Raw genomic sequence first — 18,740 nt, 5'->3', positions numbered from 1 at the left:
ATGTTCCCCTTCAGCCGTACGTCCCCCCATTGTGCGTCAGTCACGCTCCGTCCCCAGGTGAATCGGGGACAATGGGGGACCTTCGTCGAGCAATGCGCGCAGCAGCTCGGCGAGCCTGGTCGGGTACACCGTCTCATGCGAGGCGAGCAGTTCCTCACAGGTCCACCATCGCAGGCCGTCGACGCTGCGCTGCTCGAGCTCGGTGAGACCGGCTGGGTGCACCCGGACGTCGTCGGTGCGGGCCAGGTAGTACCACTCGTCCTGCTCCCAGCGCCGGCCGTCGAAGTCGAAGGCGCACGAGCGCTCCCACAGCACCGGCCCGAGCAGGGCCGTGGTGATCCCGGTCTCCTCCGCCAGCTCGCGGTGCGCCGCGGCGTCCAGGCTCTCGCCCTCCTCGACGCCACCGCCCGGGGTGAACCACCAGGTGACGGACGGGTCCTCCGGCTCGTACCCGTGGAGCAGCAGGATCCGGTCGGAGGGGTCCAGGAGGACGACCCGGGCCGCGCGCCGTCGCATCGTTATCGCGCCACCCTCCGCCGCCGGGCCCGGTCCGCGACCGGGCCGTAGGCCGCACCGGCGAAGATCAGGACCACGCCGGCCGCGAGCGCCACGCCCACCGTGCGCAGCGGGCCGGGGCCCGAGGGCCCGTCGCCCGGCAGGGCGGCGAACGCGCCGGTCCTGGCGACCATGCCCGCGCGGCCGAGCGGCCAGACCACACCGTCGACCCGCGCGGACACCGTGCTGCGCGGCACGGAGCCGTTGTCGGCGTCGCCGAGGCGGAAGCGGGAGTCCTCGGACGTCGCCCGGTTGTCGCCCATCATGAACAGGTTGCCCTGGGGCACGGTGGCCGAGAAGGAGGTCGGCGACGCCGGGCCCTCGGGGTCGAGCCGGAACGGCTCGTCGACCGGCTTGCCGTCCACCGTGAGCCGCCCCTGCTTGTCGCAGCAGGCCACCTTGTCACCGCCGACCGCCACGACGCGCTTCACCATGGGGACGTCGCCCCACAGCGGGTCGGTGAAGACCACGATGTCCCCGCGCCGCACCTCGGAGCCGTCGATCCGCTGGGCGAGGATCTTGTCGCCCGCGTCGACGGTCGGGGTCATGGATCCGGTGGGGACGGTGTACGGCCGGTAGACCAGCGCACCCCAGACGAAACCGCCCAGGAAGAGCACGCAGCCGAGGGCGACGGCCAGACCGGAGACTATCCGTCCGGTCCGCCCGCCGCCCTGTTCGCCTGCTCGCCCCGTCGCCGTCCGCGTGCCCGTGCGTGTGCTCGTGCTCATGCGTCCGCACCCTACCCGGCGGTACGGACCGGGGGCAGCCCTCTCACCCGGCCCGGTTGATCAGACGGCGCCGCCGCCACAGCACCAGCGGCACCGCACCGGCCAGTCCGCCCGCCGCCGGCAGTCCCGCGGCCGGCAGACCCGCTCCCGCCGCATTGATGCCGGGCTGGTCGAACGTGCTGGGCACGGGGAGGGTGGACCAGTTGCTGATCGGCCAGGCCACGACGACCGCGCGGCCGACGACCTCGTCCACGGAGACCGTGCCGTTGCCCGGCAGGTTCTGGTGGTAACGGGAGTCCAGGGAGTCCTGCCGGTGGTCGCCCATCACCCAGATGCGACCGTCCGGGACCTTGATCGGGCCGAAGGGACGGTCACCGCAGGGGGTGTTCCCCGGGAAGATGTACGGCTCGTCCAGCGCCTTGCCGTTCACCTTGACCGGGCCGGTGCCCTTGCACTCCACCGTGTCCCCGCCGACCGCGATGACCCGCTTGATCAGGTCCTTCTCCTCCGCGGACGGCATGAGGCCGACGAAGCTCAGGCCCTTCTGGATCGCGGTCGTCACCGGGTTGGTGTCCACCGGGACGGTCTCGCCGAGCCAGCCGCCCGGGTCGTGGAACACGACGACCTCGCCGCGCTCGGGCTCGGAGCCGAACCAGGGCGTGAGCTTGTCGACCAGGACCCGGTCGCCGATCCTCAGGGTGTTCTCCATCGACGCCGAGGGGATGGAGAAGGCCTGCAGCAGGAAGGTCTTGATCAGCCAGGCCAGCGCGAGCGCGATGACGATCAGCAGCGGCAGTTCCTTCCAGAACGAACGTTGCTGCTGCTTCTTGCCCGCGTCGCCTTCACGGCCCTTCGTGTCACTCGCCTCTTCGGAGGTTTCCGCGCCCGCGTCCGGGCCTTTCCTTCCGAGCGGCGCCTCGCCGTCGCCCGCCGAGCCGCCCGACGTGGGGTCCCGATCCTCCGGCTCTCCGCGTCCGGACCTTGCGCCGACCACCAGGTCCCCCACATCCACTCCTTACTCCGCTTGCTGCGCGCTGCCGCCCGCGCCATATGCGGCGCAAGCCCACCACCCCCATAACGAGCGGGAGTTCCGCAGGAGTCGGGAGCGGGGTCATTCCTTGCCGATTGTTGGATGTTGCCACTCCGGGGCCCGCCCTCGCGGCAGACGCGCCCGAACCCCCCGGCGCGGCGACGCCGGAGTACGTCGCCGGTTCCTTCAGCCCTGCCCAGTGCCCCATCGGCCAGGCCACGGCGAAGGCCCTGCCCACCACCAGGTTCTCCGGCACGGTGCCGTTGCCGGCGTCCTTGAGGTGGAAGCGGGAGTCCGCGGAGTTGGACCGGTGGTCGCCCATCACGAAGAGCCGGTTCGGCGGGACCTTGACCGTGAACTTGATCTCCGACGGCGGATTGCCCGGATGGATGTAGGGCTCGTCCAACGGGGTCCCGTTGACGGTGATCTTCCCTTGGGCGTCGCAGCACTTCACCGTGTCGCCGCCGACCGCGACCACCCGCTTGATCAGGTCCTGCTCGTCCGCGGACGGCAGCAGCCCGATGAAGGTGAAGAACTCCTTGACCTGCTTCACGACCACCGGGTCCTCGCCGGACTGGGCCTGCTCGCCCTCCAGCCAGTTGCCGGGGTCCTTGAACACGACCACGTCGCCGCGCTGCGGCCGGGAGCCGAACCACGGCGTGAGCTTGTCGACGACGACACGGTCGCCGATCCTGATCGTCTGCTCCATCGAGCCCGACGGGATGACGAAGGCCTGCAGCAGGAAGGTCTTGAGCACCAGCGCGATCAGCAGCGCGACCCCGATGAGCAGGGGTATCTCCCTGGCCGCGGAACGCCGCCGCCTGCGCTTGACCTTCCGCGCCAGCTTGCGCCGGTCGGCCCGGCCGCCGCCCCTGCGCGGGCCCGCCGGCTCCTCGCCCAGGTATTCGGCACGGCTCGGCTGGCCGGCGTTCGCCCGCCCGCGGCTACCCATGGGCGCCGTCCAGGGAGCGGCGGCGCCCCAGCGGCCAGAAGGTCACCTCGGCACGGCCGATCACCTTGTCCACCGGAACGGTGCCCCCTCCGGGGTCGCCCAGATGGTCACGGGAATCCCGGCTGTCGGCACGGTGGTCACCCATCACCCACAGCCTCCCCTTCGGAACCTCGATGTCGAACGCTACCCGGGACGGCGTGTCCCCGGGGTAAAGATAGGTCTCGTCCAGCGGGCGCCCGTTGACGGTGATCCTGCCCCGCTCGTCGCAGCAGGTCACCCGGTCCCCACCGACACCGATGACCCGCTTGACGTAGTCGGTCCCGCCGGAGTCCTGGACGAACGATCCCTCGCCGTCGAACACCACGACGTCGCCTCTGGCGGGCGCCTCGCCGAAACGGTACGCCAGTTTGTTGACCAGCACGCGGTCCCCTGCCCGCAGGGTGTTCTCCATCGACCCGCTGGGGATCTCGAAGGGCTGGGCCACGAAGACGTTGACCAGCGCGACCACGGCGGCGGCCGCCAGGGCGAGCAGCGCGTACCGCTGTGTACGTACGCCGAAGCGCGACCGCTCAGCCCGCTGTTCGGCGGGATCGGCGCGGTCGCGCTCCGGAAGGTGTACCTCTGTGTCCATCAGGCGCAGAGCCTATAGGGCCCCGCATATGCCGGGCGGACTCAGTTGTCGCGCTTCTCCTTGATCTTCGCGGCCTTGCCGCGCAGCTCACGGAGGTAGTACAGCTTGGCGCGACGCACGTCACCGCGGGTCACGAGCTCGATCTTCTCGAAGATCGGGCTGTGCACCGGGAAGGTACGCTCGACGCCGACGCTGAAGGAGACCTTGCGGACCGTGAAGGTCTCACGGACGCCCGCGCCCTGGCGACGGATGACAACGCCCTTGAACTGCTGGATACGGGAGCGGTTGCCCTCGATCACGCGGACGTGGACGTTGACGGTGTCACCGGGGCGGAAGGCCGGGACGTCGCTGCGCAGCGACGCGGCGTCGACGGAGTCGAGCAGGTGGGACATGTTCGTCTGCTTTCTTCGCCCATGCCACAGGTCATCGGCGGGAGTAGTGGTGGTGATCCGACCGCCTCCGCGTCGGACGGGCGTCATGTCCCCCTGTGGCAGGGGCGCACGCCGGACGCAAGGCAGCAGCCGCCTATTCTTCCACGGACTCCGGGAGTCGCCCAAATCGGCCGTCCTCGCCCTGCACCCAGCCGAGGGCCGCGAGCATCGCGCGGTCCTTCTTGTCCAGGGCGGCCGGGTCGCAACGCTCGATCAGGTCGGGGCGGTTCTGCGTCGTGCGGCGGAAGGCCTCGTCCCGGCGCCAGCGGGCGACCTTGCCGTGGTGGCCGCTGAGCAGCACCTCCGGCACTACGCGGTCCCGCCAGACCGGGGGTTTGGTGAAGACCGGGCCCTCCAGGAGGTCGGCCATGGCACCGGGGGCGAAGGAGTCGTCGCGGTGCGACTCTGCGTTGCCCAGCACGCCCGGCAGGAGCCGGGCCACGGCCTCCACCATCACCAGCACCGGGGCCTCGCCGCCGGCCAGGACGTAGTCGCCGATGGAGACCTCGCGGACGTCCAGCCGCTCGCCGTACTCCTCGATGACCCGCCGGTCGATGCCCTCGTACCGGGCCGGGGTGAAGACCAGCCAGGGCTTCGCGGACAGCTCGACCGCGAGCTCCTGGGTGAAGGGGCGGCCGCTCGGGGTGGGGACCACCAGCACGGGATCGCCCTCCCCCGACTCCAGGACCGCGTCCAGGGCCTCGCCCCACGGCTCGGGCTTCATGACCATGCCCGGGCCACCGCCGTAGGGGGTGTCGTCGACCGTGTTGTGCCGGTCGTGGGTCCACTGGCGCAGGTCGTGGACGCGCACGTCCAGCTGACCGCGTGCCCGGGCCTTGCCGACCAGGGAGACGTTCAGCGGCTCCAGGTACTCGGGGAAGATCGTGACGACGTCGATGCGCATGGGCCTACTGCTCCGCCTCGGCCTCGTCCAGCAAGCCGGGCGGGGGCGTGATGACCGCGCGCTGCTGCTCCAGGTCGACCTCGGGGACGATCTCGGCGACGAAGGGCACCATGACCTCGCTGCCGTCCGGCCGTTCGACGACCAGCAGGTCGTGGTACGGCAGGTGGGAGATCTCCTTGATCCGGCCGACCTCGGTCCCGTCGGCGGTGACCACGTCGAGGTCGACCAGCTGGTGGTCGTAGAACTCTTCGGGGTCCTCCGGCGTCTCGTCCGGGTCGACGTCGGCGATCAGCAGGACGTTGCGCAGCGCCTCGGCGCCGGTGCGGTCCTTCACGCCGGCGAAGCGCAGCATCAGCCGGCCGCTGTGCACCCGGCCCGTCTCGACGGTGAGCGGGCCGGCCGACGCCGGGTCCGTGACGAGCACGGCGCCCGGGGCGAGCCGCAGTTCCGGCTCGTCGGTGCGCACCTCCACCGAGACCTCGCCCTTGATGCCATGGGCGCGACCGATGCGTCCCACTACCAGCTGCACTTGATCGCGCTCCTGTGCTCACGTGTCGGATACGGCCACGGGCCGGGGGCGGCCCAAGTGCCACCCCCGGCCCGTGCCGGTGCTGCGTACCTCAGCGGACGTGGTCCACGTCGACGAGGTCGACGCGGACACCGCGTCCGCCGATCGCGCCCACGACCGTGCGCAGGGCGCGGGCGGTGCGGCCGTTGCGGCCGATCACCTTGCCGAGGTCGTCGGGGTGCACCCGGACCTCCAGGACCTTCCCCCGACGCAGGGTGCGCTCGGCGACCTGCACGTCGTCGGGGTTGTCGACGATGCCCTTGACCAGGTGTTCGAGGGCCTCCTCGAGCACGATCAGGCCTCGGTCGACTCGGCCGCCTCGGCGGCCTCGTCCTTCTTGTCGGACTTCTTCGCCTTCTGGGTGATGGCCTCGCCCTTGGACCCGTCACCGGCGTCCTTGGCGGCGGCCTCGAAGAGGGCGCGCTTGTCGGCCTTGGGCTCGGCGACCAGGAGCGGGGCCGGGGCCGGCTCGCCCTTGTACTTCTGCCAGTCGCCGGTCTTCTTCAGGATGGCGAGCACGGGCTCGGTCGGCTGCGCGCCGACACCCAGCCAGTACGCGACGCGCTCGGCGTTGACCTCGATGCGCGACGGGTTCTGGACGGGGTGGTACAGACCGATCTCCTCGATGGCCCGGCCGTCACGGCGGGTACGGGAGTCGGCGACGACGATGCGGTAGTGAGGCGAACGGATCTTGCCCAGACGCTTCAGCTTGATCTTGACTGCCACGGGAGTGGGTTCTCCTGGAGTTGACGTGGTTGGGCAGGCCGGACCACCACGTGGGGTTGTGGAGCCGGTTGCCCGACGGACGCGTCAGCCGAAGGAGAGAGGGGTCCTGCACGGCTGCCGAGTGCTCAGCTGACCATTCTGCCATACGGCGGGCATGCCGCCGCACGCCGGTGACCCCACCGGCGCCGTCCCCGTACGGTGCCGCCCCCGTGCCGCGGCGGGCGCTCACGCGACCGCCGCGGCCTCCGGAATCCGGAACGGCGTACCGCACGCCCCGCAGACGATCGGCGCCTGCGCGAGGACGGACGGCACGACCCGGACGTTGCGTCCGCAGTCGCAGACCGCCTTCACCCGTACGCCTCCGCCCGAGGACCCGTGCCGGGCGGCGGGCCCGCGGAAACTGCGGGCGGTGTCGGCGGCGGTCGCCACGGTGTGCGCTCTGAGCGCGCGCTGCAACCGGTCGATCGTCGCCCGGTAGCGCTTCTTGGTGTCCGGGCGCAGCTGGACCAGGGAGAAGCCGCTGCTGGGGTGCGGCTCCTCGGAGTGGTCCAGGCCGAGCTCGTCGGCGATGGCCAGGAATCGACGGTTGTGGTAGCGGCCTGCCCGCGAGGTATCCCGGACGCCGCGCGCGGCGGCGACTCCGTGGACGGCCTCGTGCAGCAGGCGCTCGAAGGAGAGCTCCGTGCCGCACGCGGACGAGGACTCTCCGATCAGGGACTCGGGGGCGGCCAGGTCGGGCAGTTCGGGATGGTGCCGTTGAATGTCGGCCCATGCGACTGCCAGCTCGGCGGCGAGGACTGGTGGTGTCGTGCTCACGTCGTGACAACGAGCCGGGGGCGCCCTGTGTTCCGATACCGGGCCATCCCAAATATTTTGCACGTACTAGTCAGTTCCGGATGATGCGTACGGCTGAGGGCGGGTGCGGAGGACAGTGGAGAAGTCACGCACCCGCCTCAAGCGTGGACGTACTGCCGATTACGTACGTCGCTTTTCAGTCAGTTGACGGTCAGTATGCCCGCGCGACGATCGCCGCGGTACCCGGCGCGTCGTCCGTTTCCGGAACCTGGCCGTCCTCGGTCAGCAGGCAGCGCACGGACACGCCCTGCTCGGCCAGCCTGGCCTCGCCCTCCGGGCCGAGGTCGGCCCAGGGGATGCGGGCCCAGCCGGTGGCCGCGGCCTCGGCGGCCTCGGCGATCGTCTTGACGTCCACGGTGCGGGACTCGCGGCGCTCGCGGGACTGGCGCAGCAGCGTGGCCTGGTCCTCCTCCAGCGCCTTGGGCACCAGCGCGGTCAGCTCGTCGATCGCCACCGGCTCCTTGCCCCCGGGGATGCGGCGGGCGAGCATCGCGGTGCCGTTCTCCAGGTCGCGCGGGCCTACCTCCACGCGGACGGGGACGCCCTTGAGCTCCCAGTCCACGGCGCGGCGGCCGAACGGGGTGTCGGTGCGCACGTCGACCTGGACCCGCACGCCGGCGGCCTTGAGCCGGTCGCCGATCTCGCGGACCTTGGCGACGACCGCGTCGTCGCCCTTGATCGCCAGGATGACGGCCTGCACCGGCGCCAGCCGCGGCGGCACGCGCAGTCCGTTGTCGTCGCCGTGGGACATGATCAGGCCGCCGACCATGCGGGTCGACACGCCCCAGGAGGTCTGCCAGACCAGCTCCTGCTGCCCCTCCTTCGACAGGTAGGAGGTGTTGAAGGCCTTGGCGAAGTTGGTGCCCAGCTCGTGGCTGGTGCCCATCTGCAGCGCCTTGCCGTCGCCCATCATGCCCTCGAGGGTGAGGGTGTTGATGGCGCCGGCGAAGCGCTCGCGGGCGGTCTTGCGGCCGAGGACCACGTCGATGCCGAGGACGTCGGTCATGAAGTCGCCGTACACGTCGCGGTGGATCATCGCGGCGTAGTCGCGGGCGTCCTCGTAGGTGGCGTGCGCGGTGTGGCCCTCCTGCCACAGGAACTCACTCGTACGGAGGAAGAGCCGCGAGCGCATCTCCCAACGGACCACGTTGGCCCACTGGTTGATGAGCAGGGGCAGGTCGCGGTAGCTCTGCACCCACTTGGAGAAGTACTCGTTGATGATCGTCTCGGAGGTGGGCCGGACGACGACCGGCTCCTCCAGCTCCTTGCCGCCGCCGTGGGTGACCACGGCCAGCTCCGGCGCGAAGCCCTCGACGTGCTCGGCCTCCCGGGTCAGGTAGGACTGCGGGATGAAGAGCGGGAAGTACGCGTTCTGGGCACCCGCCTCCTTGATCCGCGCGTCCATCTCCTGCTGCATCCGCTCCCACAGCGAGTACCCGTACGGCCGGATGACCATGGTGCCGCGCACCGGGCCGTTGTCGGCCAGCTCGGCCTTGTTGATCAGGTCCTGGTACCAGCGCGGGAAGTCGTCCGCCTGGGGTGTGAGTACGGGAGCCTTTGCCATGCCGCAGATGGTACGGGGACAGCGGCACCGGACGTGAATCGGCGGGGTCGGGAATCGGCCCAATCCTCACCTTCAAACCTCTGGACTACGGCCCGGAAGGGGAGTTGGCTGGCTCCGGGGGCATGCGCGGCGTGACGAAGACGGTGCGCGGCGTAACCGGGGGGCGTACGAGGAAGGCTTTCGGCGAGACGGCGACGCGGCTGATTGGGGCGCTCGATGACACCTACGCTCGCACGGCACCCACGGACACACCGGACCGACGGCAGGGCGCGTGACTGGGCGGAGATCCAGGAGCGGATGCTCGTACCGCTCTACGAGGCGGTGCACGAGCGGTTGGAGGTCGGCCCCCGCACCCGGCTGCTCGGCATCGGGTGCGGATCGGGACTCGCGCTGCTCATGGCCTCGGCCCGGGGCGCGGCGGTCACGGGGTGCGATCCGGACGAACGGCGCCTCGAACTGGCCCGGCAGCGGCTGCTGCCCGAGCCGCAGTGGGGCGCGCCTGCACGGTCGCGCGGCGGGCGCACGCGGCTCGTGGCGGGCGGCCCGGAGGAGGTCCCCGTACCGGAGGGGGCACCGTTCACGATGGTCACCGCCCTCGACCCGGGGACGGCGCCGGCGGCGCTGGTCCCGGCGCTCGGCGCCGCGGCGGGCCTGGCCGAGCGGGGCACCCCGGTCGTGCTGGCCGGCTGGGGGCCGCCCGAGCGCTGCGCCACCGGGCGGGTGCTGCGGGTCGCGGCACGGCTGGCCGAGCCGCGCGGCACCACCGCCGCGGTCCGGCTCAGCGGCCGTGACGACCTGGAGGAGCTGGCGCGGGATGCGGGGCTGCGTCCGGACGGCTCGGGGCGGGTGTCCTGCCCGTTCGGCTACCCCGACATGGACAGCGCGGTGCGCGGCCTGGTGTCGACCGGGCTCTTCGACGCCGCCGTGGCGGCCACCGACGAGGACCAGGTGCGCAAGGAGCTGCGCGAGGCGCTGCACGCGTACCGGCGCGGCGACGGCACGGTCCGGATGGAGAACGTGTTCCGTTACCTGGTGGCCCGCGTGTAGCCGCAGCGTTCCCGCGCGACCGTACGGCGGCTACTCGACGGCCTTCGCGAGCCGTGGGATGCCCGCCGCCTCGTAGGCCTCGTCCTCCTCCAGCGTCTCGGCCTCCAGCAGCCGCTCCGCGAGGGCGTCCAGTTGCTCGCGGTGCCGGCCCAGCAGCCGGCAGGCCGTCCCGTAGCACTCGTCCACGATCCTGCGCATCTCGGCGTCGATCACGTCGAGGGTGGCGGGGGCGGCGGACAGTCCGTAGGGCTGCTGGGAGTCGGCCGGGATCGCCGAGAGCGGGCCGACCTTCTCGCTCATGCCCCAGCGGCCGACCATGCCCCGGACGACGTTGGTGACCTGCTCCAGGTCGTTCTCGGCGCCGGTGGTGATCACCCCGAAGACGACGTGCTCGGCGGCCATGCCGCCGAGCGCGCCGATGATCCGGCCGCGCAGGTACTCCTCGGTGTACGCGTAGCGGTCGGAGTCGGGGGTGGAGAGGGTGACGCCGAGGGCGCGGCCGCGCGGGACGATGGTGATCTTGCGTACGGGGTCGGCGCCCGGGTGCAGCATGCCGAGCAGGGCGTGCCCGGACTCGTGGTAGGCGGTACGGCGGCGCTCCTCGATGGGGATCACGAGCGGGCGTGCCGCGCCCAGCTGCACCTTCTCCAGGGCGTCGGAGAGCTCGCCCTGCCCGACGGCGCCCTTGCCGCGCTTGACGGCGAGCAGCGCGGCCTCGTTGGCGAGGTTGGCGAGTTCGGCGCCCGTCATCCCCGGCGTCGCACGGGCCACCGCGGTCAGGTCGATGCCGCCCTCCAGGGGGACCTGGCGCAGGTGGATGCGGAGGATCGCCTCGCGGCCCGTACGGTCGGGCGGGCTGACGTGGACGACGCGGTCGAAGCGGCCGGGCCGGGTCAGGGCGGGGTCGAGGACGTCGGGCCGGTTGGTGGCGGCCGTGACGACGACGCCCTCGGAGCCGGAGAAGCCGTCCATCTCGGTGAGGATCTGGTTGAGGGTCTGCTCCCGTTCGTCGTGGCCGCCGATGCCGCCCGCGGCGCCGCGGGCACGGCCGATGGTGTCGATCTCGTCGATGAAGATGATCGCCGGGGCGACCTTGCGGGCCTCGGCGAACAGCTCGCGCACCCGGCCCGCGCCGACCCCGACGATCATCTCGATGAACTCGGAGGCGGAGGCGGAGAAGAACGGTACGTCGGCCTCGCCGGCCACGGCCCGGGCGAGCAGGGTCTTTCCGGTGCCGGGCGGTCCTGCGAGCAGCACGCCGCGCGGCATCCGCGCCCCGAGCGCCCGGTAGGCCTGCGGGCGCTTGAGGAAGTCGACGACCTCGTTGAGCTCGGCCTCCACCTCGTCGATGCCCGCCACGTCGGCGAAGGTGGTGCGGCGGCCCGCCTCCGGGACGACCGGCGTCGGCGGGGCCCTGCGGCCGAGGCCGCCCAGGCCGCCGAGCCCGCCCGCGAGCTTGCTCATCCGGCGGGAGACGTAGAGCCAGAGCAGGACCAGCAGCAGCACCGGGGCGAGCGAGAGCAGCAGGTTGTAGAGCAGGCCGCGCTGCTGGACCACGGGTTCGGCGGTGACGGTGACCTTGTTCTTCGTCAGGGTCGCCCACAGGTCGTCGTCGGCGAAGACCGGCCGCTGGGTCTTGAACTGCATGTACGTGCCCTCGTCCGCCCCCGGCACGTCCTGCTTCTTCTTGAGCTGCCCCTCGATGGAGTCGCCCTTGGAGTAGATCTTCGAGATGTTGTCCGTGGCCAGCTGCCGGTTGAACTCGGTGTACGAGATCGTGGTCGGCCGGGACCCGGTGAAGAACGAGAGCACCAGGTCGGTGATGAGGAAGACGACGAGCGCCGTCAGGATCATGCCGCCCCAGCCGCCCATGCGGCGCCGTCGCCGGGTGGGCGGCGAGGCTGGCGCGCCCTCCGTCCGCCATGGGTCGTCCGGATTCTGCCGGGGCGGTACGGGATTGCCCATATCCTGACAATAAGGACAGTGCCGCTCCGGCGCCCCTCAGGCCCCCGGCCACTCCTCGGCGGTGAGTGCGAAGCGCTCGTGATCGCGCCAGGCGTCGTTCAGGTAGAGCATCCGGGGCGTGAAGCCCTCGTGGCGGAAACCGAGGCGCTTGGCCATGGCGACGGACCGTTCGTTCTCCGGCTGCACGTTGATCTCCAGCCGGTGCAGGCCCAGGCCCCGCGGTTCGGGGGCGAAGCAGCGGTCGACGACCAGCCGCAGGCCCTCGCTCATCCGCCCGGTCCCGGCGAAGGGCACGTAGCTGTCGTAGCCCAGGCTGCCGTTGCGGAAGCGCCCCATAACGATGTTGGCCACGTTGCACTTGCCGACGATCCCGCCGCTCTCCTCGTCGAGGATCAGGAACGTCCGCAGCACGGGCCCCTGGCGCCGCAGCAGTTCGGGCAGCCCGTCGGGTTCGACCGGGTTCCACCGGCCGACGTGCTCGGCGGAGCGCAGCACCGCCTCCCGGTAGGCGGGGGCGTCGGCCGGCTCCGGGGGACGGATGTGTACGCGCATGGGTCCATGATGCACGCGCGGCGGCGGCGCCCCCTGCGCAGGGGGCGCCGCCGCCGTACGGACACGGGCCTGGGTCAGCCCATGAACTTCTTGAACTCGTCGGGCAGTTCGAAGTTCTGGCCGTCCTGGCCGGCCGGCAGGCCGAAGGCGCCACCGGCCTGCTGCTGCTCGCGACGGGCGGCGTCGGCCTTCTCCTGCTCGGCGCGCTTGAGCGGGTTGCCGCTCTGCCGCTTGCCCTTGGCCTTCTTCTGCTGCTTCTTCTGACGTGCGCCGCCGCCCAGCCCCGGCATGCCGGGCATCCCCGGGATACCGCCCTGCGCCATCCGCGACATCATCTTGCGGGCCTCGAAGAACCGCTCCACCAGGCTCTTCACGGCGCTGACGTCCACACCCGAACCGCGGGCGATGCGGGCGCGGCGGGAGCCGTTGATGATCGTGGGGTCCTGGCGCTCACCCGGGGTCATCGACTTGATGATCGCGGCCGTGCGGTCCACGTCGCGCTCGTCGAGGTTGTTGATCTGGTCCTTGATCTGGCCCATGCCCGGGAGCATGCCGAGCAGCTTGGAGATCGAGCCCATCTTGCGGACCTGCTCCATCTGCTGGAGGAAGTCGTCGAGGGTGAACTCCTTGGGACCCTTGGCCAGCTTCTCGGCCATCTTCTGGGCCTCGGCCTGGCTGAAGGTCTGCTCGGCCTTCTCGATCAGGCTGAGGACGTCACCCATGCCCAGGATGCGCGAGGCCATCCGGTCGGGGTGGAAGGCGTCGAAGTCGTCCAGCTTCTCGCCGTTGGAGGCGAACATGATCTGGCGGCCGGTGACGTGCGCGATGGAGAGCGCCGCACCACCGCGGGCGTCGCCGTCGAGCTTGGAGAGCACCACGCCGTCGAAGCCGACGCCGTCACGGAAGGCCTCGGCGGTGTTGACCGCGTCCTGTCCGATCATGGCGTCGACGACGAAGAGGATCTCGTCGGGCTGCACGGCGTCGCGGATGTCCGCGGCCTGCTGCATCATCTCGGCGTCGATGCCGAGGCGGCCGGCGGTGTCGACGATGACGACGTCGTACTGCTTGGTGCGGGCGTGGTCGAGGGAGTCCTTGGCGACCTGGACCGGATCGCCCACACCGTTGCCGGGCTCCGGCGCGAAGACCGCGACGCCCGCCCGCTCCGCGACGACCTGGAGCTGGTTGACGGCGTTGGGACGCTGGAGGTCCGCGGCGACCAGCAGCGGGGCGTGGCCCTGGCCCTGCAGCCAGCGGCCGAGCTTGCCGGCCAGCGTCGTCTTGCCCGCACCCTGCAGACCGGCCAGCATGATCACGGTCGGCGGCTGCTTGGCGAACCGCAGCCGGCGGGTCTCACCGCCGAGGATGCCCACGAGCTCGTCGTTGACGATCTTGATGACCTGCTGGGCGGGGTTCAGCGCCTGGGAGACCTCGGCCCCGGTCGCCCGCTCCTTGACCTGCTTGATGAAGGCGCGCACCACCGGCAGCGCGACGTCCGCCTCCAGCAGCGCGATGCGGATCTCGCGCGCGGTGGCGTCGATGTCCGCCTCGGAAAGGCGGCCCTTGCCCCGGAGGTTCTTGAACGTCGCTGCGAGGCGGTCGGAAAGGGTGTCGAACACGTCGGTCGCGGATCCTCAGGTCGGGGGCGGGTGATAGGTCGTCCTCAAGGGTATCCGCCCGGGCCGCGAATGGTCTCCACCGCGTCAGCGCAGGGCCCGCTCCACCTCGTCGGCGACCTCGGCCGCCCGTACGTCGGGAAGCGGATCGCCCGCGGTGTCCGTGACGTAGAACGCGTCCACCGCGTTGGCGCCGAGCGTACTGATCCGGGCGGACCTGACGTTCACGCCGGTGGACTCCAGGGCCCGGCCGATGCGGTGCAGCAGCCCCGGGGCGTCGTGGGCGCGGACCTCGATGACGGTCGCGGCGCTGGAGCTGCCGGGGGCGACGGTGACGCGGGGCGGAGGGGGCGTGACCCCGCGACGGCGGGGGTACGCGGACTCCCGCTCCGCCAGCCGTGCCTCGATGTCGAGGGAGCCCGCGAAGGCCCGGGCGAAGTCGTTGCGCAGCCGTGCCGCCTCGGGCAGCGAGCCGTACTCGGCGGCCACCCGCCAGCGCAGGAGGGTCACCGGGCCCTGGTGGATGGGGTCGACCGCGCGCAGGTCGGCGGCCCGGACGGTGAGCCGGTGCAGGGCGAGCACGCCCGCCGCCGCCGCCAGCAGCCCGGGCCGGTCGGGGACGGCGAGCAGCAGCTCCACGCCGACGGGCTCGGGTTCGCCGTCCGCGGTCCGCGGGACCCCGTCGGGGTCGGGCTCGGCGTGGGCGTGCAGCGCGATGACCGGGCCCCCGGTGCGCGCCGCCTCGACCGCCAGGCGCTCCTCCTCCGCGGTGGGCTCGGGGTCGGCGGGCCCGGGCACCGCCCCGCTCACCAGCACGGCGGCGACCCGCTTGACCAGGTCGCCGACGAGTGAGGACCGCCAGGCGCTCCAGGCGGCCGGCCCGGTGGCGAGGGCGTCCGCCTCGGTCAGCGCGTGGAGCAGCTCCAGCGTCTCGGAGTCTCGAACGGCCTCGGCGACGCTCTGCACGGTGGCGGGGTCGTCCAGGTCGCGCCGGGTCGCGGTCTCGATCAGCAGCAGGTGGTGGCGGACCAGCAGGGCCAGCGTCTCCACGTCGGCGCGGCCGAAGCCGAAGCGGGCCGCCACGTCGCGGGCGATGACCTCGCCGGCCTCGGAGTGGTCGCCTGGCCAGCCCTTGCCGATGTCGTGCAGCAGGGCGGCGATGAGCAGCAGGTCGGGGCGGCCCACCCGGCGGGTCAGGCGCGAGGCGCGCACCGCGCACTCGATGAGGTGCCGGTCGACGGTCCAGATGTGCACCGCGTTGCGCTGCGGGCGGCAGCGGACCCGTTCCCAGTCGGGGAGCAGCCGCGTGATCATGCCCGCGGCCTCCAGTGCCTCCCACACCTGGACGGTGGACTCCCCCGCGCCAAGCAGCGTCACGAGCTGTTCGCGGGCCTCGGCGGGCCACGGCACCGGCAGCGGCCGGGTGGCCTGGGCCACGCTCAGCCGGCGGACCGCGTGCAGCGACAGCGGTACGCCGTGCTCGGCGGCGGCCGCGGCGGCGCGCAGCGGCAGCACCGGGTCGCGCTCGGGCCTGGCCGTGAGCGCGAGGACGGCCTCGCCCTCGTGCTCCACGACGCCGTCGGCCAGCGGGGTGCGCTCGGGCCCGTTCGTGCTCTGTTCGGGACGGGAGCGGCCGAGCAGCCCGCGGCGGCGGGGCCGCATCTGGCGGGAGCGCAGGACCCGGCCGACCTCGCGCCAGGTGACGTCGAAGGCGTAGCCGACGGTCCGGGCGGCCTCGTACACCTGGCGCAGCAGCGCGTCGGCGTCGAGCAGGCCGAGTGCGCCGGCCACCTGGTCCTGCTCCTGCAGGGCCAGCCGGTCGGTGGCGCGGCCGGTCACCAGGTGGAGGGCGTCCCGGGCGTCGAGCAGCCGGGTCCGGGCGTCCTCCAGGCCCTCGCGGGGCGCGTCGGCGAGCCAGGAGGCGGCGACGGCGCGCAGGGCGGTGGCGTCGCGCAGCCCGCCGCGGGCCTCCTTGAGGTCGGGCTCCAGCAGGTACGAGAGCTCGCCGTGGCGTTCGGCGCGCTCCAGGCACAGCTCGTGGAGCGCGGGGAGCCGCTTGGGCGCCTGGTTGCGCCAGTCGGCGAGCACCGCGGTGCGCAGGGAGGCCGTGAGGGCGGCGTCGCCCGCGATGTGGCGGGCGTCGAGGAGGCCGAGCTGGACCTTGAGGTCCTCGGCGGCGGTCTTGCGGGCCTCGGCGGGGGTGCGGACGGAGTGGTCGAGGGCGACGCCCAGGTCCCAGACCGGGTACCAGATCCCGTCGGCGAGGCCGGCGACGTCCGCGGGCCCGGCGGAGCCGTCGTGGAGCAGCAGCAGGTCGAGGTCGCTGCGCGGGGAGAGCTCCCCCCTGCCGTAGCCGCCGACGGCGACCAGCGACCAGCCCCGCGCCCCGGTCCGGTCGGCCGCGCCGCGGGCGAGGTCGGCGAGCCAGGCGTCGGTCAGGGAGGCCAGCGCCTTGCGCCGCGGCGGCCCGGACGGGCCCTCGCCGTTCAGGAGGGCCAGCCGGGCCGCCGCATAGCCTGCAGGGGCGTGTCCGTCGTGGGCTTTCGCGTCGACGTTCTCCGTCACACTGTCTCCAGTCGCAGGCCGTGCGGTGGAACTGCTCGGGTTCGGTGGTGCGAAAGGGCGCGGCCGGAGTCCCGGCCGCGCCCCCGCGTCCTCAGAGCGCGTCCGGGCCGCGCTCCCCGGTCCGGACCCGTACGGCGGTCTCGACCGGGATGCTCCAGACCTTGCCGTCACCGATCTTGCCGGTGCGGGCGGCCTTGACGATGACGTCGATCAGCTGGTCGGCGTCGCCGTCCTCGACGAGCACCTCGATGCGGATCTTGGGCACCAGGTCCACGGTGTACTCGGCACCACGGTAGACCTCGGTGTGGCCCCGCTGGCGGCCGTAGCCACTGGCCTCGGTGACCGTCAGGCCCTGGACGCCGAAGGCCTGGAGCGCCTCCTTGATCTCGTCCAGCCGGTGCGGCTTCACGACCGCGGTGATGAGCTTCACGCGTCCACCTTCTTCGACGGGGCGTCGGTCACCTGGGTGCCGCTGCCGCTGCTGCTGTCCAGGGAGGAGAGGGCGGAGCGGACCGCGCCGGCCACGCCCGCGAAGTCGTAGCCGGTCTCCGCGTGCTCGGCCTGGTCGATGCCCGCGACCTCGGTGTCCTCGCTGACGGTGAATCCGATCACCAGGTCGATGAGCTTGGCAAGGATCGCCGAGGCGATCAGCGAGTAGAACAGGACCACGCCGACACCCAGGAACTGCTTCCACAGCTGGTCGAAGCCGCCGCCGTAGAAGACGCCCTTGGCGGTCTGGCCGACCCCGCCGGTGGCGAAGAAGCCGATGAGCAGGGAGCCGACGATGCCGCCGACCATGTGGACGCCGACCACGTCGAGGGAGTCGTCGTAGCCGAACTTGTACTTGAGGCCGACCGCGGCGGCGCAGGCCACACCGGCGATGACACCGACCGCGATCGCGCCGAGCGGGCTGACCGAGCCGCAGGCCGGGGTGATGGCGACCAGACCGGCGACCGCGCCGGAGGCGGCGCCCAGGGTGGTGAAGGAGCCGTGCTTGATCTTCTCGTAGGCGAGCCAGCCGAGCATCGCGGAGGCGGTGGCGACCTGGGTGTTGGTGAAGGCCACGGCCGCGACGCCGTCGGAGGCGAGCCAGGAGCCGGCGTTGAACCCGAACCAGCCGAACCACAGCAGGCCGGCGCCGAGCATGACCAGCGGCAGGTTGTGCGGGCGGAACGGGTCCTTCTTGAAGCCCACGCGCTTGCGGATGACGAGGATCACGCCGAGCGCCGCGGCACCGGCGTTGATGTGCACCGCCGTACCGCCGGCGAAGTCGATCACGCCGCGGGTGAAGAGGAAGCCGTCCGACGCCCAGACCATGTGGGCGACCGGGAAGTACACGACCGTCGCCCACAGGGCCACGAAGAGCGACCAGGCGGTGAACTTCACCCGGTCCGCGAGGGCGCCGCTGATCAGGGCGGGCGTGATGATCGCGAACATCAGCTGGAAGACGGCGAAGACGTAGACCGGGATGGTGTAGCCGTCCCACAGCTGGGAGATCCCGATGTTGCGCATGCCGGCCCAGTCGAAGCCGCCGAAGAAGGCGTTGCCGGAGTCGAATGCGACGGTGAAACCGTAGAGCGTCCACAGCACGGTGACGATGCCGATGGCGATGAAGCTCATCATCAGCATGTTCAGCACGCTCTTGACCCGCACCATGCCGCCGTAGAAGAAGGCGAGACCGGGGGTCATCACGAGCACCAGCGCTGCGCTCAGCAGCATGAACGCCGTGCTACCGCTGTCGAGCGTGGGCGTATCTGCGGCAAGCGTCAAGAAGCCTGCTGCCATCGGCGTCTCCTCGTCATCCGAACGGCCCGTGCGGGAAGTGGGCTCGATGGGCCGGTTTTCGCCATGAGGTTGTCCCAGCCGGGTTTCCGTCGACGCCATCGGGTGTTTCGGAACCGTGACGAAGAAGTCGTCCGTGTTACGTCGGGATGAACCGCCACCCCAGCGGGCGCCGCCATGACGACGCCGTCACGACTCCGTGACCCCTCGGGCGGGCCGACGAGCTGTATACGTGCCGCGCGGGCCGGGGTGTACAAACCTCGCCACGCCGT

Annotated in this window: 19 protein-coding genes; 1 reads left to right on the top strand and 18 read right to left on the bottom strand. The window is 71.9% G+C overall.

Annotation, left to right across the window (positions count from 1 at the left end):
- Positions 1–36: 36 nt before the first annotated feature.
- The 12 genes from AC1VWI_RS30710 to proS form a co-directional block, all read right to left on the bottom strand.
- A complete protein-coding gene (locus AC1VWI_RS30710) occupies positions 37–516 on the bottom strand; it encodes an NUDIX hydrolase (RefSeq protein ID WP_499514231.1) in 480 nt (159 codons plus the stop codon).
- A 2-nt stretch (positions 517–518) separates the two neighbouring features.
- Positions 519–1,283 carry a signal peptidase I gene (gene lepB, locus AC1VWI_RS30705; RefSeq protein WP_499514230.1) on the bottom strand — a complete coding sequence of 255 codons (765 nt, stop codon included), beginning with the start codon at positions 1,281–1,283 and terminating at the stop codon, positions 519–521.
- 43 nt (positions 1,284–1,326) lie between these two features.
- On the bottom strand, positions 1,327–2,079 hold the full coding sequence (gene lepB / locus AC1VWI_RS30700; protein ID WP_499516961.1) for a signal peptidase I: 753 nt from the start codon (positions 2,077–2,079) through the stop codon (positions 1,327–1,329).
- Positions 2,080–2,140: 61 nt separating this feature from the next.
- Entirely contained in the window at positions 2,141–3,265 is a 1,125-nt protein-coding gene (gene lepB, locus AC1VWI_RS30695) for a signal peptidase I (protein ID WP_499514229.1), read from the bottom strand.
- Entirely contained in the window at positions 3,258–3,896 is a 639-nt protein-coding gene (gene lepB / locus AC1VWI_RS30690) for a signal peptidase I (protein ID WP_499514228.1), read from the bottom strand. The genes lepB (AC1VWI_RS30695) and lepB (AC1VWI_RS30690) overlap by 8 nt, the downstream gene beginning before the upstream one ends.
- Before the next feature lie 41 nt (positions 3,897–3,937).
- Positions 3,938–4,288, bottom strand: a complete 351-nt coding sequence (gene rplS, locus AC1VWI_RS30685; RefSeq protein WP_105869103.1) for a 50S ribosomal protein L19 — start codon at positions 4,286–4,288, stop codon at positions 3,938–3,940.
- Between the two features lie 133 nt (positions 4,289–4,421).
- Positions 4,422–5,231 (bottom strand): tRNA (guanosine(37)-N1)-methyltransferase TrmD, encoded by an 810-nt coding sequence (trmD, locus tag AC1VWI_RS30680; RefSeq protein WP_499514227.1) that lies wholly within the window; start codon positions 5,229–5,231, stop codon positions 4,422–4,424.
- Positions 5,232–5,235: 4 nt separating this feature from the next.
- Positions 5,236–5,760: a ribosome maturation factor RimM gene (gene rimM / locus AC1VWI_RS30675; RefSeq protein WP_499514226.1), complete on the bottom strand. Its 525-nt coding sequence runs from the start codon at positions 5,758–5,760 to the stop codon at positions 5,236–5,238.
- A 91-nt stretch (positions 5,761–5,851) separates the two neighbouring features.
- Positions 5,852–6,091, bottom strand: coding sequence for an RNA-binding protein (locus tag AC1VWI_RS30670; protein WP_450395265.1), 240 nt, complete (start codon positions 6,089–6,091; stop codon positions 5,852–5,854).
- Positions 6,092–6,093: 2 nt separating this feature from the next.
- Positions 6,094–6,525 (bottom strand): 30S ribosomal protein S16, encoded by a 432-nt coding sequence (gene rpsP / locus AC1VWI_RS30665; RefSeq protein WP_499514225.1) that lies wholly within the window; start codon positions 6,523–6,525, stop codon positions 6,094–6,096.
- A 225-nt stretch (positions 6,526–6,750) separates the two neighbouring features.
- The gene (locus tag AC1VWI_RS30660; protein WP_499514224.1) at positions 6,751–7,341 is read right to left on the bottom strand and encodes a hypothetical protein; all 591 of its coding nucleotides are present in this window, start codon (positions 7,339–7,341) and stop codon (positions 6,751–6,753) included.
- 190 nt (positions 7,342–7,531) lie between these two features.
- A complete protein-coding gene (gene proS / locus AC1VWI_RS30655; RefSeq protein WP_499514223.1) occupies positions 7,532–8,944 on the bottom strand; it encodes a proline--tRNA ligase in 1,413 nt (470 codons plus the stop codon).
- 297 nt (positions 8,945–9,241) lie between these two features.
- Here proS and AC1VWI_RS30650 point away from each other — a divergent pair, with 297 nt between their 5' ends.
- A complete protein-coding gene (locus AC1VWI_RS30650; protein ID WP_499514222.1) occupies positions 9,242–9,991 on the top strand; it encodes a class I SAM-dependent methyltransferase in 750 nt (249 codons plus the stop codon).
- 30 nt (positions 9,992–10,021) lie between these two features.
- Here the strand turns inward: AC1VWI_RS30650 and ftsH are convergent, their stop codons facing one another.
- From ftsH to AC1VWI_RS30620, 6 genes are all read right to left on the bottom strand, one after another.
- A complete protein-coding gene (ftsH, locus tag AC1VWI_RS30645) occupies positions 10,022–11,956 on the bottom strand; it encodes an ATP-dependent zinc metalloprotease FtsH (RefSeq protein ID WP_499514221.1) in 1,935 nt (644 codons plus the stop codon).
- A gap of 36 nt (positions 11,957–11,992) precedes the next feature.
- Positions 11,993–12,508 (bottom strand): GNAT family N-acetyltransferase, encoded by a 516-nt coding sequence (locus AC1VWI_RS30640; protein ID WP_499514220.1) that lies wholly within the window; start codon positions 12,506–12,508, stop codon positions 11,993–11,995.
- Between the two features lie 74 nt (positions 12,509–12,582).
- Positions 12,583–14,124 carry a signal recognition particle protein gene (ffh, locus tag AC1VWI_RS30635; RefSeq protein ID WP_499514219.1) on the bottom strand — a complete coding sequence of 514 codons (1,542 nt, stop codon included), beginning with the start codon at positions 14,122–14,124 and terminating at the stop codon, positions 12,583–12,585.
- 84 nt (positions 14,125–14,208) lie between these two features.
- Positions 14,209–16,686, bottom strand: coding sequence for a [protein-PII] uridylyltransferase (locus AC1VWI_RS30630; RefSeq protein ID WP_499514218.1), 2,478 nt, complete (start codon positions 16,684–16,686; stop codon positions 14,209–14,211).
- A gap of 91 nt (positions 16,687–16,777) precedes the next feature.
- Positions 16,778–17,116, bottom strand: a complete 339-nt coding sequence (locus AC1VWI_RS30625; protein ID WP_018562967.1) for a P-II family nitrogen regulator — start codon at positions 17,114–17,116, stop codon at positions 16,778–16,780.
- Positions 17,113–18,471 carry an ammonium transporter gene (locus AC1VWI_RS30620; protein WP_499514217.1) on the bottom strand — a complete coding sequence of 453 codons (1,359 nt, stop codon included), beginning with the start codon at positions 18,469–18,471 and terminating at the stop codon, positions 17,113–17,115. Before AC1VWI_RS30620 ends, AC1VWI_RS30625 begins: the two co-directional genes overlap by 4 nt.
- Positions 18,472–18,740 lie beyond the last annotated feature (269 nt).

The sequence above is a fragment of the Streptomyces sp. TOM-9 genome, assembly GCF_056858595.1.
This window is presented reverse-complemented; position numbering and strand designations above follow the sequence as displayed.

What these genes read in the sequence shown, in the direction of transcription:
- AC1VWI_RS30710 (WP_499514231.1), bottom strand. Translation starts at nt 516, where the DNA reads ATGCGACGGCGCGCGGCCCGGGTCGTCCTCCTGGACCCCTCCGACCGG.
- lepB (WP_499514230.1), bottom strand. Translation starts at nt 1,283, where the DNA reads ATGAGCACGAGCACACGCACGGGCACGCGGACGGCGACGGGGCGAGCA.
- lepB (WP_499514229.1), bottom strand. Translation starts at nt 3,265, where the DNA reads ATGGGTAGCCGCGGGCGGGCGAACGCCGGCCAGCCGAGCCGTGCCGAA.
- lepB (WP_499514228.1), bottom strand. Translation starts at nt 3,896, where the DNA reads ATGGACACAGAGGTACACCTTCCGGAGCGCGACCGCGCCGATCCCGCC.
- rplS (WP_105869103.1), bottom strand. Translation starts at nt 4,288, where the DNA reads ATGTCCCACCTGCTCGACTCCGTCGACGCCGCGTCGCTGCGCAGCGAC.
- trmD (WP_499514227.1), bottom strand. Translation starts at nt 5,231, where the DNA reads ATGCGCATCGACGTCGTCACGATCTTCCCCGAGTACCTGGAGCCGCTG.
- proS (WP_499514223.1), bottom strand. Translation starts at nt 8,944, where the DNA reads ATGGCAAAGGCTCCCGTACTCACACCCCAGGCGGACGACTTCCCGCGC.
- AC1VWI_RS30650 (WP_499514222.1), top strand. Translation starts at nt 9,242, where the DNA reads ATGCTCGTACCGCTCTACGAGGCGGTGCACGAGCGGTTGGAGGTCGGC.
- ftsH (WP_499514221.1), bottom strand. Translation starts at nt 11,956, where the DNA reads ATGGGCAATCCCGTACCGCCCCGGCAGAATCCGGACGACCCATGGCGG.
- AC1VWI_RS30640 (WP_499514220.1), bottom strand. Translation starts at nt 12,508, where the DNA reads ATGCGCGTACACATCCGTCCCCCGGAGCCGGCCGACGCCCCCGCCTAC.
- AC1VWI_RS30620 (WP_499514217.1), bottom strand. Translation starts at nt 18,471, where the DNA reads ATGGCAGCAGGCTTCTTGACGCTTGCCGCAGATACGCCCACGCTCGAC.